The following is a 15,133-nucleotide window of genomic DNA, read 5'->3' on the forward strand; positions in this document are numbered from 1 at the left end:
CGGCTCAGCCCTCGCTGCCCGGGCGCGCCGCCTTGTCGGTGCCGGCGAACTCGTCGCGGATCCGGTCGGCGACCCCGGTGAGGTTGAGCTCGAAGGTGAAGCCCTGCTCGAAGCGGTAGCTGCGGTTGACGTCCCACAGGTCGATGCCGTTGAGGGAGGCCTTCGCGGCCCGGATGACGGTGGGGTCCTTCGCGGCGATCTGGGTCGCGACGGCGAACGCCGCCTCGCGCAGCCGCTCGCGGGGTACGACGCTGTGGACCGACCCGTACGCGTGCAGCTCCTGGGCGGTGGCCGTGGCCGAGGTGTAGACCATGGCGCGCATCCGGTGCTGGGGCACCATCCTGGACAGGTGGGTCGCGGCACCGAGGGCGCCGCGGTCGACCTCGGGCAGGCCGAAGGTGGCGTCGTCGGAGGCGACGATGACGTCGGAGTTGCCGACCAGGCCGATGCCGCCCCCGAGGCAGAAGCCGTTGACGGCGGTGACGACCGGGACGGGGCACTCGTAGACGGCCTTGAACGCGGCGAAGCAGCCGCGGTTGGCGCCGAGCAGCGCGGTGAAGCCGTCGGTGTGCTGCATCTCCTTGATGTCGACGCCGGCGTTGAAGCCGCGGCCCTCGGCGCGCAGCACGACGACCCGCACCGACTCGTCGGCGCCGGCGGCGTCGAGGGCGGCGGCGAGCGCGAACCAGCCGGCCACGGGCAGCGCGTTGACCGGCGGGTTGTCCACGACGACCTCGGCGATCCCGTCGGGGTGCACGGTCGTCGTCACGGACGCGTGGGTCGTGGGGCTCATCCCTGCTCCTCGGTGGTCGCGGGCCGCTCGCCGACCCCGAGGGTCGTGGTGTCGAGGACGGCCTCGGGCAGCACGAATGTCGCCCACGCGGTGACGGCCGTGTCGCCGGTCTGCCGCCGGCAGGTCAGCTCGACGTCGACGCGGCCCTCACGTCCGTCCTCGCCCTCGATGACGTAGGTGCGCAGCGGAGCACCGTCGAGCGTGAGGGTGTCGCCCGGCCACACCTGGGCCAGGAACCGGATGCGGAAGTCCCGCACGTTCCGGCCGCCGAGCCAGTCGGTGGCGTACGTGCCGAGCAGGCTGGCCTGCCACATGCCCACCGAGAAGGGGCTCGGGAACCCGGCGGCCCTGGCGAAGGGCTCGTCGTGGTGGATCGGGTTCATGTCACCCGAGGCGCCCTGGTAGCGGACGAAGTCGGTGCGGGTCACCGGGCCGTGGGTACGCGTCGGCGGGGTCGCCGGGACGGGCAGGGCGACCTCGGTCGTGTCGGGCGGGGTGGTGGCGGTCGTGTCGCTCATGCGGAGGCTCCGTCCTGCGTCGCGGCCCCGGTGTCCGGCGGTCGGGCCGTCTCGACGCCGGTGAGCTTGGCCTGGGCGACGAGACGCCCGGTCTCGTCGCGGAAGTCGGTGTACATCACGGCGAAGGTCATCTCGCCTCCGCGGCGCCCCACCTTGGTGTAGATCTCGCCGATGCGCGACTGGCAGGTGAGCCTGGTCCCGGCGCGCGGCGGCTCGCCGAAGAAGGTGTACTGCTGCTCGGCGTGCAGGCCGCGCTGCTGGTCGAGCTCGACCGCGGACCACGGGTTGGCGTCCTCGCCCTGCCAGAAGAAGGTCGTCGTGAGGAACGTCGGCTGCACGACCGGGTCCTCCTCCCGCAGGTAGGCCGCGCCGGCCGCTCCGGTGGCCAGCGCGAACTCGCGGATCTTGCCGCGCTCGACGTCGAGCCGGAAGGGGGCGCCGGTGACGCCCTGCGCGTCGGGGTTGGCCACGACGGGCTCCTTTCGTTCATCGGTACGCGCCGGCGCGGGTCGCCGGCACGCACCGGACGGTCACGGGTGCTGGCTCGAGACGGACACGACCTCGCCGGTCATGTACGACGAGTAGTCGCTGGCGAGGAAGACGATGACGTTGGCGATCTCCCATGGCGTCGCGGCCCGGCCGAAGGCCTCCTGGGCCGAGAGCTGGGCGAGCAGCTCGTCACTCGTCACCTTGGCCAGGTGGGCGTGCACCGCGATGCTCGGGGACACCGCGTTGACCCGGATGCCGTGCTCGGCGACGTCGAGGGCCGCGCACCGGGTCAGCGCCATGACGCCGGCCTTGGCCGCGGCGTAGTGCGCCTGCCCCTTCTGCGCGCGCCAGCCGATGACGGAGGCGTTGTTGACGATGACCCCCCTGCCGGCGGGGATCATGTGCCGCAGCACCGACCGGGTCGCCTTGAACGTCGAGGTCAGGGTCACCGACAGGACGGAGTCCCACTGGTCGTCGGTCATGTCCTGCACGGCCGCGGTGCCGCCGAGGCCGGCGTTGTTGACGAGCACGTCGATGCCACCGAGGTCGGCGGCGACGGTGTCCATGAGGTGGTCGAGCTGGGCCTGGTCGGTGACGTCGCAGGGCACCCCGAGGGGCCGGGTCCCGGTGAGCCGCTCGATCTCGTCGACCGACTCGGCGAGGCGGCGCTCGTGCCGGTCGCTGACGGCGACCCGCGCGCCTTCCTCGGCGGCGCGGCGCGCCGTCGCGAAGCCGATGCCGGTGCCGGCCGCGGCGGTGACGAGCACCGAGCGCCCGGCGAGCAGCCCGTGGGCGGAGCCGGCCCAGTCGGCGGCGTTGGTGTGACCGGTGTCAGGCACGGGCGGCCATCTCCTTCGCGATCTCCCCGACGCTCCAGCGGGCGCCCTTGTCGATGGTCCAGTCGTAGCTCCACGGCGCGAAGCGACGGATCTCGCCGCCCTTGGCGTAGTACACCTCGCCGGTCACCGGCGCGTCGGCGGTGAGCAGCCAGGCGACGAGCGGGGAGACGTTGCCGGGGTGGTAGACGTCGAACGCGGCGGGGTCGGCCGGGGCGGCGACCAGCTCGCCGATGCCGGGCAGGTCCTGGGTCATCCGGGTACGCGCGACCGGGACGACGGCGTTGACGCGTACGCCGTAGCGGCCGATCTCCTGGGCGAGAATGACGGTGAGGGCGGCGATGGCGGCCTTGCCCGCGCCGTAGTTCGTCTGCCCGACGGCGCCGACGAGGCCCGAGGTGGAGGAGACGTTGACGATCGAGGCGACCGGCTGGTTGCCGGCCTTGGACTCGGTGCGCCAGTGGTCGGCGAACACCCGGCACGGCGCGAACGTCGCGCGCAGCTGGCCGCGGATCACCGCGTCCCAGTCGTCCTCGCTCATGTTCACGAACATCCGGTCCCGCAGGATGCCGGCGTTGTTGACGAGGCCGTCGACGCGCCCGTAGGTGTCGCGGGCGAGCGCGAGCAGCCCGCGCGCGCCCTCGGTGGTGGCGACGTCCGCGGTGCTCGCCACGGCCTGCCCGCCGGCGGCCGTGATCTCGGCGGCGACGGCCTCGACGACCGAGGGGTCGCCGCCGGTGCCGTCGGCGGCGGCGCCGGTGTCGGCGACGACGACCGAGGCACCCTCGGCGGCGGCGAGCAGCGCGTGCTCCCGGCCGAGGCCGCGGCCGGCGCCGGTGACGACGACGACCCGTCCCTGCAGTGCTCCCATGGCTAGTCCTCCTCGGGCACGGCCGGGGCCGACGCGACCGGCGCGGGCACGCCGAGCCGGTCGAGGGTCCGGGTGGCCTCGTCGATGATGCGGTCGATGAGCTCGGCGACGCTCGGGACGTCGTCGATGAGTCCGACGACCTGGCCGGTGGCCATGACGCCGACGTCGGTCCTGCCCTCGATCAGGGCCGACCGGTAGAGCATCGGGGCGTTGGCCGCCATGACGACCTGGCTCCACGTCAGGTCGTGTGCCTTGCGCATGGCCAGGCCCTCGCGGACCATGTCGCCCCACGGCGTGCGGGACAGCTTCTGGAAGGCGACGGCGTTGCGCACGGCCCGCAGCAGCCGGCCGGGCGCGGAGGTGCGCTCCAGCTCCTCGATCGTGCCGGCGCGCAGCACGCGCTGCGGGACGCCGTCGACCTGGAGGGTCAGGACGGTGTCGTTGACCGTCTTGGCCAGGTAGACGTCCTTGACCGACGACTCGACGGGCGAGTCGCTGGTGAGCAGGAAGCGGGTGCCCATGGCGATGCCCTCGGCGCCGTAGGCGAGCGCGGCGACGAGGCCGCGGCCGTCGAAGAAGCCACCGGCGCCGATGACCGGGATGTCGACGGCGTCGACGACCTGGGGCAGCAGCAGGCTGGTGGGCACCCCGCCGGTGTGGCCGCCGCCCTCGCCGCCCTGCACGATGACGGCGTCGGCGCCCCACGCGGCGACCTTCTCGGCGTGGCGGCGCGCGCCGATCGACGGGACGACGACGAGGCCGGCGTCCTTGCACCTGGCGATGAGCTCCTGCTTGGGGGCCAACGCGAAGGAGGCGACCTTGACGCCGGCCGAGATGAGCAGGTCGATGCGCTTGACGACGTCGGGCTGGTCGGCGCGGATGTTGACGCCGAACGGCGCGTCGGTGCCGGCCTGGATCTGCTCGACGGCCACGACGAGCTCGTCGTAGGAGAGCAGGCCGGCCGCGAGGATGCCCAGCCCGCCGGCGTTGGCCGTCGCGGTGGTCAGGCGCACGTCGGAGACGTAGCCCATGCCGGTCTGGACGATCGGGTACCGCACCCCGAACAGGTCGGTCGCCCGGGTGCGCAGCGTCGGGTGCGGCTCCTGGGTCCGGCTCATGCGGGGATCTCGCGGTCGCGCAGCGAGCGGGGGTCGATGACCTCGCGGATGAGGCGCAGTTCCTCGGCGGTCGGCTCGCGGGTGGCCGGGACCTCGCCCTCGACGTGCAGGTCGCAGCCGGTGGCCGCGCGGACCTCCTCGAGCGTGACGCCGGGGTGCAGGCTGAGCAGGCGCAGCGCGCCGTCGGGGCCGCCGAAGTCGAGGACCGCGAGGTTGGTGACGACCCGGCGCAGATCGTGGTACGCGCTCGCGGCCGGGCCGGCGGCGCGGGCGCTGTCGGTGCCGACGCCGGAGACCATGTCGACGGCACGGACGAAGCTGCGCGTGGAGTGGTGGGGCACCCAGTAGCTGGTCGGGTGGTAGACGCTGTTGCCGGGGGCGCCCCGCACGCCGAGCAGCTGGACCTTGGGCCGGGCGTAGTCGCCGATGGCCGAGATGTTGGTGTTGCCGTGCCCGTCGATCTGGACCGGGATCATCATGACGTGCCGCTTGCCGTGCCAGACGAGGTCGAAGATCGTGCGGAACGGGCTCCAGCCCTCGACGACGACGCCCTCGGTGGCGTGCGGGTCCGCGCCGATCTGCCAGGTGCCGGAGACGAAGTGGGCCTCGCCGTCGGTGAGCAGCAGGTCGGGAGCGACGGTGAGCCGCGCGAGGCGGACGCCGATGGCCGGGATCGTGCCGAAGGCGCTGGCGATGGACTCGCCGTCGCCGGCGAACGCGTCCGCCACGGCGACCGCGCAGTACTCGGCGCGGGTCACCGGCGCGTCGTCGGTGCCGGCGCTGCCCGTGGGCTGGTCCGCGGACTCGGTGACGGCGCTGCTCATGCGACCTCCTCGGCTCGGGCGGCGACGGCCGCCTGGTAGTCATCTTCCGTACCGGACAGGTACCGCTTCTCGAACTTGGCCCAGGCCTGCGGGTCGCCGGCGGCCTTGACGTACTCGCGCTGGAAGGCCTCGTCGCGCTCGTAGTCCGGTACGCAGGAGGTGAAGTGCGCGCCGTTCGGGGTCTCGACGACGCCGGCGACGAGCTGACGGTTGATCTTGATGGTCGCCGAGTGCCCGGCGGCGCTGAGCTCGGCCGTGGGCACGATCCGCTCGCAGGACATGAAGGCCTGGTCGGCGGCGAGGCAGTAGAGGTCGTCGAAGTACGGGTCGGGCCCGAGGAACTGGCCGTTGCCCTGGGCGTCGGCGCGGTTCATGTGCACGAGGGCCGCGTCGAGGCGCAGCGGCGGCATGGCCACGAGCTGCTCGGTGCCGTACGGGTCCTGGACGAGCTTGAGGTCGGGGTTGTGCTTCAGGACGTCCGACCCGAGCCCGGCGCGGGTCGGCAGGAAGGGCAGGCGGATGCCGGCGGCGTACAGCCCCCACTGGAGCATGCCCTCGTCGTACTCGGCGACCTCGACGGCGCCCTGCTGCCGCGCGGCGCGGAAGTGCGGGTCGAGGGCGATGCTGTCGAGCGAGACGAAGCCGAAGACGACCTTCCTGACCTTGCCGGCTGCGCAGAGCAGGCCGACGTCCGGCCCGCCGTAGCTGACGACGGTCAGGTCCCTGAGGTCGGAGCGCAGGATCTCGCGCACGAGGGCCATGGGCTTGCGCCGTGAGCCCCAGCCCCCGATGCCGATGGTCATCCCGGATTCGAGCCGCGACACGACGTCGCGGCTTGTCAGAGTCTTGTCGGCCATGTGTCCCTCATCGTTCCGTCTCGGGGCACTGCTCGAGCGCGGCGGCGAGCGGTGCGGAAGGCCAGTGGCGTGCCGGGCACCCGCGGCCGGGCCACCACGTAGCAAGCGCTTGGTTGGTAGACTAACAGCCATCCGGAGAGGGTCAAGACCCTGACGCGAAGGAGGACGGGACGTTGGACGCAGTGGTGTGCGGGCGCGTCGACGCGGCGGGTGTCATCAGGATCAACCGGCCGCAGGTGCGCAACGCCCTGGACCCCGACACCCTCCTGGCGATGACCGACGCCCTGCTCGGGTACGACGCGGACCCGGGCGTACGCGCGGTCGTGCTGACCGGCACCGGCGAGCTGTCCTTCAGCGCCGGGATGGACCTGCGCGCCGCGGCCGAGGGGCGCCTGGTCGACGTGGCCCGCAGCCCACTCACGCTACTGCGCGGCGGCTACCGAAAGCCGGTCATCGCCGCGGTCAACGGGCCCGCCGTCGGCGGCGGCTTCGAGCTCGCCCTCGCCTGTGACCTCGTCGTCGCGGCCGAGCACGCCTACTTCGCACTGCCCGAGGTGGGGCGCGGCATCGCCGCCTCCGAGGGCGGCACAGACCTGCCCCGTCGCCTGCCGCTCGCCGTCGCCCTCGAGCTCGGGCTGACGGCCGAGCCGCTGCCGGCGGCCCGGGCCCACGAGCTGGGCCTGGTCAACGCCGTGGTCCCCGCCGACGAGGTCCTCCCGCGCGCGCTCGCGCTCGCCGCCCGGATCGCGGCCCACTCTCCGGCGGCGGTGCTGGCAACCAAACGGCTCATGCACCTGAGCCTGGACACCCGCGAACGCGACCACGCCACGGCCAACCGACTCGCGACCCTCGAGCTGCTCGCCGGGCCGGACGCCGCCGAGGGCGCGGCCGCGTTCGTCGCCAGGCGCGCGCCGCGGTGGGCGGACGTGCCCTGAGCGCTCAGGGACGCGCCGCCGCGATCTGCTCGCGGCGGACGTGCCCTGGACGCTCAGCGGCGCGCCGCCGCGATCTGCTCGCGCAGCCACGCGATCGAGCGGGTCACCGCCGACTCGGCCCCCTCGGCCTCGATGGCCGGGCCGAGCAGCTCGACGTCGACGATGCCGGTGTAGCCGGCCCGCAGCACGCTGCCCAGCAGGCCGGCGATCGGCAGGTCGGCGTCCCCGGGCACCCACCGGTTCGGGAAGGTCGAGGTGCCGACCCGGAAGTCGGACACCTGCAGGATCTCGATCCGCGCGACCCGCTCGCGGACCAGGTCGGTCAGGCCCCGCTCCTGCCAGCAGCAGTAGAGGTCGAGGCAGATGCCGATGCCGCAGAGCTCGGCCAAAGCGAGGGCGTCCCGCGCGGTGTGCGTGAAGCTGAGGTCGCACCTGACCGGCAGGGTGTTCTCCACAGCGAGGCGCACCCCGTGCTCGCGGGCGGCGGCCACGACCGGGGTGATCCGCTCGGCGAACCGGTCGGCCGCCTCCTCCCACGTCAGGTGCGCCGAGGGGCCCGACGTGAGATAGACGAGGTCGGCGCCGAGCGTACGGGCGGCGACGACGCCGGTCCGCAGCGCCGTGATCTGCCGCGCCCAGCCCGACTCGTCGTCCGGATGGGCGGTGAAGCCGTGCACGAGGTAGCCGAGCCGCACGTCGTGCGCGGCGAGCAGGTCACCGAGGGCCGGCACGCCGAAGGCGGCGACCTTGCCGCACTGCAGGCCGACGAGGTCGGTGCCGGTACGCCGGTACATCGCGATCTCCTCGGGCAGGTCCCAGGACATCGCGGCCATGCCGCTGACGCAGAGCGGGTTGATCGTGGCGGACATCGGGCCCCTGTCGGTTGGCGGATCGTCCGGGTGGCGGACGTCGGGTCAGTCGAGGTATTCGACGCGCACCCGGCGCACCCCGAGGGGCGCCAGGTGCGGCCGCAGTCGCGCCGTGACGGCCTCGGCGATCCGCTCCGGGGTCCACGACGCGTGCCGCAGCACGGGGTCGGCGAGCGCCGGGTGGGTCGTCAGCATGAGCTCGGGACCGTTGGCGCGCAGCACCTGGCCGGTCAGCTCGGCGCTGAGGTCCGAGAGCAGGTAGATCAGCAGCGGCACGTTCGCCTCGGGGGCGATCCCCGCGTTCTGCCCGCTCGGGGCACCCCGGAACTGCGCGAGCACCTCGGCCATCCGGGTCTGCGCGTTCGGGGAAATGGCGTTGACGCGGATCCCGGCCTCGGCGAGCTCGGCTGCCCACGCGTAGGTGAGCGTGGCGATCGCGGCCTTCGTCGCCCCGTACACGGCCGTCTCGGCGCGGCCCATCTGCTCGCCCGAGGTGACGTTGACCAGGACCCCGTGGCCCTGGGTGCGCATCGCCGCGATCGCGGCGTCACCCCAGGCGATGGTGCCGAGCACGTTGACCTCGAGCAGCCGGCGCACAGTGGCCTCGGACTCGGTGCCGGCGTGCGCCATGGCGAAGACGCCCGCGTTGTTGACGAGGCCGTCGAGCTGGCCGTGCTCGGCGAGGCAGTCACCCACGACGTCGTGCGCGGTCGCCCAGTCCGCGACGTCGGCGACCCGGATCGAGCCACGGCCACCGGCCGCGGCGAGCTGCCCGCCGAGCCGCTCGAGTCCCTGCTCGTCGACGTCGACGGCGACCACGTGGGCCCCGGCCGCGGCGATCCCCCGCGCGTACGCCGCTCCCAACCCGTTGGCGGCGCCGGTGACGATGACGACGCGGCCGGCGAGCAGGCCGGCCCCCTCGTCCCGGCTGGAGGCGGGTGGACGACCGGGCCCGCTGCCGGGCGGGACGGTCGGGGTCGGACCGGTCCTCGGATCGGGCATGCGGGCAGCCCCTTTCGGCGATCGGGGTCCGGAGCGCCACGCCCCCGCGCGACCGAACGAGCGCTTGGTTGGCCGAACGGTAGGCGGCGGCGCCACCCAAGTCAAGGAAGGCCCTCACCTGTACCGGCACAGGCGGTGCCGAGTGGTATAACAAGCGCTTGACCAACTACGTTCGAGGAACCGGGAGCATCCCAGATGTCGACGACCCAGGACCGCCGCTCGGTCATCCTCGACAACGCTGCGCACCTGTTCGCCGCCAAGGGAATCGGCGCCACGACCGTCCGCGAGATCGCCGACTCGGTCGGCATCCTCTCGGGCAGCCTCTACCACCACTTCAAGTCGAAGGACGAGATGGTCGACGCGATCATCTCGGACTACCTCACCGACCTGACCGACCGCTACGCCAAGGTGCTGGCGTCCGGGGAAGGCCCGGCGACCCAGCTACGCGAGCTGGTGACGAGCTCGCTGGCCAACATCGAGGCCCACCCGCACGCGACCGAGATCTACCAGAACTCGAGCACCTACCTGCCCACGATCGAGGGCTACGAGCACATCCGCGAGTCGGCCACCTCGATCCAGCGGGCCTGGATCGAGGTGCTCGAGGCAGGCATCGCCACGGGCGACTTCCGCAACGACATCCCGGTACGCGTGCTGCACCGCATGCTGCGTGACTCGCTGTGGCTTTCGGTCCGCTGGTTCAAGCCGACCCCGTCGTACACCAGGGCGACCTTCGCCGACAATCTCGTCTCGGTGTACCTCGACGGGATCCTCGCCCGCGACTGAGGAGGCGCTCCCATGACGGCAGCAGGTCGTGCCCGGACCGGTCCGGCCCCGAGCGGCACCACCCGACACGCCGGGCTCCCGGCGGGGGTCGACGCCTGGCTCGGCCGCGCCGTGCCCGAGCTGCGGGGGAACCTGCGACACGAGCTCATCGCCGGGGGGCGCTCCAACCTCACCTACCGGACCACCGACGCGGCCGGCCACGTCGTCGTGCTGCGACGTCCACCGCTCGGGGACCACCCGGCCACCGCGCACGACGTGCTACGCGAGGCGCGGATCCTGCGCGGGCTGCACGGCCACCTCCCGGCGCCGCGAGTGCTCGCCGTCGAGGAGACGGGCGAGGTCGCCGGCGCCCCTCTCGTCGTGCTCGAGCACCTCGACGGCACGATCCTGCGCAGCCCCGCCGACGTCGAGCGGCTCACCACCGAGGCCGACCGCGCGCTCATCGGCCCCACACTCGTCGACGCCCTCGTGGCCCTGCACAGGCTCGAGCCGGAGCTCATCGGGCTCGGGGGTCTGGCCCACCGCCGTGACTACATCACCCGCCAGCTCGGGCGCTGGCACGACAACTGGCACCGGACCAGGATCCGCGACCTGCCCGATCTGCAGACCGCGCACGAGCATCTCGTGGCCGCGCCTCCCGAGCAGTCCCGCTCGGGAATCGTGCACGGGGACTTCCGCCTCGACAACTGCATGCTCGACTCCCGGTGGCGGGTGCAGGGCGTGCTCGACTGGGAGCTGACCACGGTCGGAGACCCCTTGGCCGACGTCGGCCAGCTGCTCGTCTACTGGGCGCAGGCCGGCGACGAGGCCCGTGCGCTGCACGACCCGGCCACGGTCCTGCCCGGCTTCTCGACCCGGAACGAGCTGCTCGCCCGGTACTGCCTCGCCACCGGCACCGACCCGGCCCGGATCGACTACTTCGTCGCCTACAACTGGTGGAAGACCGCGTGCATCGTCGAGGGCGTGCACACCAGGGTCGCGCAGGGCGCGATGAGCGGTGGCGACCGCACCGCGGCCTCGTTCGCCGCGCAGGCGGCCGCCGTCGCCGGCCGGGCCGCGACCCTTGCGGCGGCGCTGCGCCGGCACTGACCTCGATCCGGCGTACGGCGGCGGGCATCACGGAGCCCGGCGCGGCGGGCGTAAGGACACGAGTCGTTGCCGGTTTCGAGGTTGTGCGAGCAGTGCGCCGACCGGGCGGGATGGATCGCCCGCTGCCGGGTCAGGTGCACTGTCGAGCTGCCCCTGTGGACGGGGCAGGGGTTCGGCGCCGGTTGGTCGCATGCGTGGGGCAGCTCGACAGCGTCGCACCGACCCGCACGGACGCCGCGAGCGTCACCTGCGGCGGGCCGACACGATTTTCGGGCCGGGGCCCGTGACGGCGGTGCCGTCGGTGTCAGGTCTGGTCGGGGGTGCCGGGCCCGCGAACCGTGGTGAGCTTGAACTTCTGGATCTTTCCGCTGGGCGTTCGTGGCAGGGCCGGAACGACGCTGAAGCTGCGGGGGCGCTTGAAGTTCGCCAGCCGCTCCCGGCACCACGCCTCAAGTTCGTCGACGAGCACCGACTCGTCCCCACTCCAGTCGGGAACGGTCTGCACGAAGGCGCGGCCGACCTCGCCCATCCGCGCGTCGGGGACCCCCACGACGGCGACGTCGGAGACCACGGGGTGCTCGCCCAGCACGCGCTCGACCTCGGCGGGGTAGACGTTGAAACCCCCGACCACGTAGACGTCCTTGATCCGGTCGGTGATGCGCAGGTAGCCGTCCTCGTCGACCCAGCCGACGTCGCCGGTGTGCAGCCAGCCGTCCTCGTCGATGGCCTGCGCGGTGGCGACCGGGTCCTCGAAGTAGCCAAGCATCACGTTGTAGCCACGCACGAGGACCTCGCCGGACTCACCGGCCGGCAGCGCCTGCCCGTCGAGACCGGCGATCCGCAGTTCGGTGCCCGGGATCGCCCGTCCGCAGCTGGTCGAGATCCGCTCGATGTCGGCGTCGGGCGGACACACGGTCGCGGTGCCGCACGTCTCGGTCAGGCCGTAGGCGGTGATGACGTCGCGGAAGCCGAGTTCCTCGCGCATCCGGCGCAGCAGCGGCACCGGGACGATCGTGGCGCCGGTGACGGCCAGGCGTACCGAGCTGACGTCGTAGGCGCCGAAGTCGGGGTGCTCGAGCAGGGAGGTGTAGACGGTGGGCGCGCCGGGGAAGACGGTGACGCGTTCCCGCTCGACGAGACGCAGCACGGTCCCGACGTCGAACACGGCGACCGGGATGATCGTGGCGCGCATGATCAGGCAGGCCAGGATGCCGGCCCGGTAGCCGAAGCTGTGGAAGAACGGGTTGACCATGAGGTAGCGGTCGCCGCGCCGCAGCCCGACGAGCCGGGCCCACTGCAGGTCGACGCGCAGGTTCGAGGCGTGCGAGACCATCGCGCCCTTGGGGTAGCCGGTGGTGCCCGAGGTGAACAGGATGTCGGCCATGCCCTCGGGATCGAGGGCGGCGATCCGTCCGTCGACGACGGCGGGGTCGACCTGGTCGGCCAGCGCGGTGAAGCCGGCCAGGGACCACACGCCGGCACCGGCCTGCCCGCGGTCGGCGGCGGCGGACAGGTCGACGACGGTACGCACCGATGGCAGCAGCGGCACGGGGCGCCCGACGGCCGGTGGTGGCCCGTCGCCGCGTAGGGCGGCCAGGTAGTTGGCGCGCAGGAAGGTGTCGTCGAGGATGACCATCGTGGCCCGGACCTTGGCGATGGCGTACCGCGCCTCCTCCCCCCGGAAGCGGGTGTTGACGGGGCAGAGCACGCCCCCGGCGGCCAGCACGCCGAGGGCGCTGACGACCCAGTCGGCGCTGTTCGGGGCCCAGACGGCGACGCGGTCCCCCGGCTCGAGACCGTGCGCGACCGCGGCCCGGGCGAACCGGGTGACGGCCGCGTCGAGCTCGGCGAAGGTCATCCGTACGTCACCGTCGACCAGGGCCTCGATCTCGGCGGCGTCCTGCGCGGCCTGCCGCAGCAGGGCGGGGATCGTGGTCAACACGTCACTCACGCACATCTCCTCACGCGGAGCCGGTCACTTGTCTGGCGCGGAGCACAGACTACCAACCAAGCGCTTGCTAGACTAGCTGTGGCGACGCCGGCCACCCCGTCAGCGAGCCACGCAGACTCAACCGATCCGACGTCCGGCACCGACCGGCGAGGCATCCGCAGGAAGGGAACCCGGTGGCAGAGGCATACATCGTGGACGCCGTCCGCACCCCCGTCACGCGACGCGGCGGCGCGCTCGCGGGCATCCACTCCGCTGACCTGGGCGCCGCCGCGCTCACCAGCCTCATGAGCTCCTCGGGGATCGACCCCGACGCCGTCGAGGACGTCGTGTTCGGCTGCGTCGACACCATCGGCTCGCAGGCCGGCGACGTCGCCCGCACCGCCTGGCTCGCCGGCGGCCTCCCCCAGCACGTGCCCGGGGTCACCGTGGACCGGCAGTGCGGCTCGAGCCAGCAGGCGGTGCACTTCGCGGCCCAGGCCGTCATGGCCGGGGTCAACGACGTCGTCGTCGCCGGGGGCGTGCAGAACATGAGCGCCATCCCCATCTCGGCCGCGATGCTCACCGGCCAGCAGTACGGCTTCGCCGACCCCTTCTCCGGCTCCACCGGCTGGCGCGAGCGCTACGGCGACGAGGAGATCTCGCAGTTCCGCTCGGCCGAGATGATCGCCGAGAAGTGGGACGTCAGCCGGGAGGACATGGAACGCTTCGCCCTGCGCAGCCACGAGCGGGCCCTGCGGGCCATCGCCGAGGGCCGTTTCACCCGCGAGATCCGCGCCGTCGGCGACGTCGACACCGACACCTGTCCGCGCGCCGACACGAGCCTGGAGAAGATGGCCGGTCTCAACCCGCTCACCCCGGGCGGCCGGGTCACCGCCGCCGCGGCGAGCCAGATCTGCGACGGCGCCGCCGCCCTGCTCGTGATGAGCGAGCGGGCCGTGGCCGAGCACGGGGTGACCCCGCGCGCCCGGATCCACCACCTGTCGGTACGCGCCGACGACCCGGTGTGGATGCTCACCGCCCCGATCCCGGCCACCGCCCACGCGCTCGGACGCACCGGGCTGTCGATCGGGGACATCGACCTGTTCGAGGTCAACGAGGCGTTCGCCTCGGTCGTGCTCGCCTGGATCAGGGAGACCGGGGCCGACCCGGAGCGGGTCAACGTCAACGGCGGCGCGATCGCCCTGGGCCACCCCCTCGGCGCCACCGGCGCCCGGCTCATGACCACCCTGCTGCACGAGCTCGAGCGCACCGGCGGTCGCTACGGCCTGCAGACGATGTGCGAGGGCGGCGGCCAGGCCAACGTGACGATCATCGAGAGGCTCGGATGACCCACTCCCCCGCCACGCCCGAGGGCGTCGATCTGACCGGCCAGGTCGCCATCGTCACCGGCGGCACCCGGGGCATCGGCGCCGAGATCACCCGTACCTTCCTCAGGGCCGGGGCGCGGGTGCTCGTGTGCGGCCGCGGCGAGCCCGAGCAGTTGCCCGAGGTCGACGGACGCACGCCCGTCTTCGTCCGGTCGGACGTGCGCGACCCGGAGCAGGCCAAGGCCCTCGTCGCCGCGGCGGTGGACCGGTTCGGCCGGCTCGACATCCTGGTCAACAACGCCGGTGGCGCGCCGAACGCCGACACCGCGACGGTCTCCCCCCGCTTCGTCTCGGCGATCGTCACGCTCAACCTGCTCGCGCCGTTCTACGTCGCCCAGCAGGCCAACGAGGTCATGCAGCGGCAGGGCGGCGGGACGATCATCAACATCGGCTCGGTCGCCGGGGCCAACCCGGCCCCGGACACCGCCGCGTACGCCGCCGCGAAGGCGGGCCTGACGATGCTGACCCGGTGCCTCGGGCTCGACTTCGCGCCGGCCGTGCGGGTCAACCAGGTGACGGTGGGTCTCGTGCGGACCGAGCTGTCGCACCTCTACTACGGCGACGAGGCGGGACAGGACCGGGTGGCCCGGACGATCCCCATGCGGCGGATGGCCACCCCGGCCGATGTCGCCGCGGCCTGCCTGTTGCTCGCCTCGCCGCTGGCCGGGTACGTCACCGGCACGGAGATCGTCGTCGCCGGTGGTGGGGAGATCCCGTCGCGGCACCTGGCCGCCCAGCCGCCCGGCACCGGTCCGCTCGGCTGAGCCCAGCGGCGCACGTACGACAGCGGGGTCCGCACCGGCCGGTGCGGACCCCTTCCTCATGCGCTGT

General features: G+C 73.1%; 15 protein-coding genes and 1 pseudogene. 5 read left to right on the plus strand and 11 right to left on the minus strand.

Going from position 1 to position 15,133, the window contains the following annotated elements; translation table 11 throughout:
- Positions 1–4: 4 nt before the first annotated feature.
- The 8 genes and pseudogenes from AC0OO9_RS03150 to AC0OO9_RS03185 all read right to left on the minus strand — a co-directional run bounded on the left by AC0OO9_RS03150 (position 5) and on the right by AC0OO9_RS03185 (position 6,306).
- Positions 5–793 carry an enoyl-CoA hydratase family protein gene (locus tag AC0OO9_RS03150; RefSeq protein ID WP_484515415.1) on the minus strand — a complete coding sequence of 263 codons (789 nt, stop codon included), beginning with the start codon at positions 791–793 and terminating at the stop codon, positions 5–7.
- The gene (locus AC0OO9_RS03155) at positions 790–1,311 is read right to left on the minus strand and encodes a MaoC/PaaZ C-terminal domain-containing protein (RefSeq protein ID WP_484515417.1); all 522 of its coding nucleotides are present in this window, start codon (positions 1,309–1,311) and stop codon (positions 790–792) included. Before AC0OO9_RS03155 ends, AC0OO9_RS03150 begins: the two co-directional genes overlap by 4 nt.
- Positions 1,308–1,781 (minus strand): FAS1-like dehydratase domain-containing protein, encoded by a 474-nt coding sequence (locus AC0OO9_RS03160; RefSeq protein ID WP_484515419.1) that lies wholly within the window; start codon positions 1,779–1,781, stop codon positions 1,308–1,310. Before AC0OO9_RS03160 ends, AC0OO9_RS03155 begins: the two co-directional genes overlap by 4 nt.
- 60 nt (positions 1,782–1,841) lie before the next feature.
- A pseudogene (locus AC0OO9_RS03165) lies at positions 1,842–2,635 on the minus strand (SDR family oxidoreductase).
- Positions 2,632–3,507, minus strand: a complete 876-nt coding sequence (locus AC0OO9_RS03170; protein ID WP_484515421.1) for an SDR family NAD(P)-dependent oxidoreductase — start codon at positions 3,505–3,507, stop codon at positions 2,632–2,634. Before AC0OO9_RS03170 ends, AC0OO9_RS03165 begins: the two are co-directional and overlap by 4 nt.
- A gap of 2 nt (positions 3,508–3,509) precedes the next feature.
- Complete coding sequence (locus AC0OO9_RS03175; RefSeq protein ID WP_484515423.1) at positions 3,510–4,625, minus strand: NAD(P)H-dependent flavin oxidoreductase; 1,116 nt, start codon at positions 4,623–4,625, stop codon at positions 3,510–3,512.
- The gene (locus AC0OO9_RS03180; RefSeq protein WP_484515425.1) at positions 4,622–5,449 is read right to left on the minus strand and encodes a CoA-transferase subunit beta; all 828 of its coding nucleotides are present in this window, start codon (positions 5,447–5,449) and stop codon (positions 4,622–4,624) included. The genes AC0OO9_RS03175 and AC0OO9_RS03180 overlap by 4 nt, the downstream gene beginning before the upstream one ends.
- Positions 5,446–6,306 (minus strand): CoA transferase subunit A, encoded by an 861-nt coding sequence (locus AC0OO9_RS03185; RefSeq protein ID WP_484515427.1) that lies wholly within the window; start codon positions 6,304–6,306, stop codon positions 5,446–5,448. The genes AC0OO9_RS03180 and AC0OO9_RS03185 overlap by 4 nt, the downstream gene beginning before the upstream one ends.
- Before the next feature lie 182 nt (positions 6,307–6,488).
- Between AC0OO9_RS03185 and AC0OO9_RS03190 the strand changes: the two genes are divergently transcribed.
- Complete coding sequence (locus AC0OO9_RS03190) at positions 6,489–7,241, plus strand: enoyl-CoA hydratase/isomerase family protein (RefSeq protein WP_484517839.1); 753 nt, start codon at positions 6,489–6,491, stop codon at positions 7,239–7,241.
- 53 nt (positions 7,242–7,294) lie between these two features.
- Here the strand turns inward: AC0OO9_RS03190 and AC0OO9_RS03195 are convergent, their stop codons facing one another.
- Entirely contained in the window at positions 7,295–8,110 is an 816-nt protein-coding gene (locus tag AC0OO9_RS03195; RefSeq protein ID WP_484515428.1) for a sugar phosphate isomerase/epimerase family protein, read from the minus strand.
- A 45-nt stretch (positions 8,111–8,155) separates the two neighbouring features.
- On the minus strand, positions 8,156–9,112 hold the full coding sequence (locus AC0OO9_RS03200) for an SDR family NAD(P)-dependent oxidoreductase (protein WP_484515430.1): 957 nt from the start codon (positions 9,110–9,112) through the stop codon (positions 8,156–8,158).
- Between the two features lie 195 nt (positions 9,113–9,307).
- Here AC0OO9_RS03200 and AC0OO9_RS03205 point away from each other — a divergent pair, with 195 nt between their 5' ends.
- Together AC0OO9_RS03205 and AC0OO9_RS03210 are read left to right on the plus strand one after the other, a co-directional pair.
- Positions 9,308–9,895 (plus strand): TetR/AcrR family transcriptional regulator, encoded by a 588-nt coding sequence (locus tag AC0OO9_RS03205; RefSeq protein WP_484515432.1) that lies wholly within the window; start codon positions 9,308–9,310, stop codon positions 9,893–9,895.
- 12 nt (positions 9,896–9,907) lie between these two features.
- Positions 9,908–10,984: a phosphotransferase family protein gene (locus tag AC0OO9_RS03210; protein WP_484515433.1), complete on the plus strand. Its 1,077-nt coding sequence runs from the start codon at positions 9,908–9,910 to the stop codon at positions 10,982–10,984.
- A gap of 304 nt (positions 10,985–11,288) precedes the next feature.
- Here AC0OO9_RS03210 and AC0OO9_RS03215 read toward each other — a convergent pair whose 3' ends face one another.
- Positions 11,289–12,926, minus strand: coding sequence for a FadD3 family acyl-CoA ligase (locus tag AC0OO9_RS03215; protein WP_484517840.1), 1,638 nt, complete (start codon positions 12,924–12,926; stop codon positions 11,289–11,291).
- Positions 12,927–13,108: 182 nt separating this feature from the next.
- Here AC0OO9_RS03215 and AC0OO9_RS03220 point away from each other — a divergent pair, with 182 nt between their 5' ends.
- Complete coding sequence (locus tag AC0OO9_RS03220) at positions 13,109–14,263, plus strand: acetyl-CoA C-acetyltransferase (protein WP_484515435.1); 1,155 nt, start codon at positions 13,109–13,111, stop codon at positions 14,261–14,263.
- A complete protein-coding gene (locus AC0OO9_RS03225) occupies positions 14,260–15,066 on the plus strand; it encodes an SDR family oxidoreductase (protein ID WP_484515437.1) in 807 nt (268 codons plus the stop codon). Before AC0OO9_RS03220 ends, AC0OO9_RS03225 begins: the two co-directional genes overlap by 4 nt.
- Positions 15,067–15,133: the final 67 nt, after the last annotated feature.

It is taken from the genome of Micromonospora sp. USAFONa4, assembly GCF_057197825.1.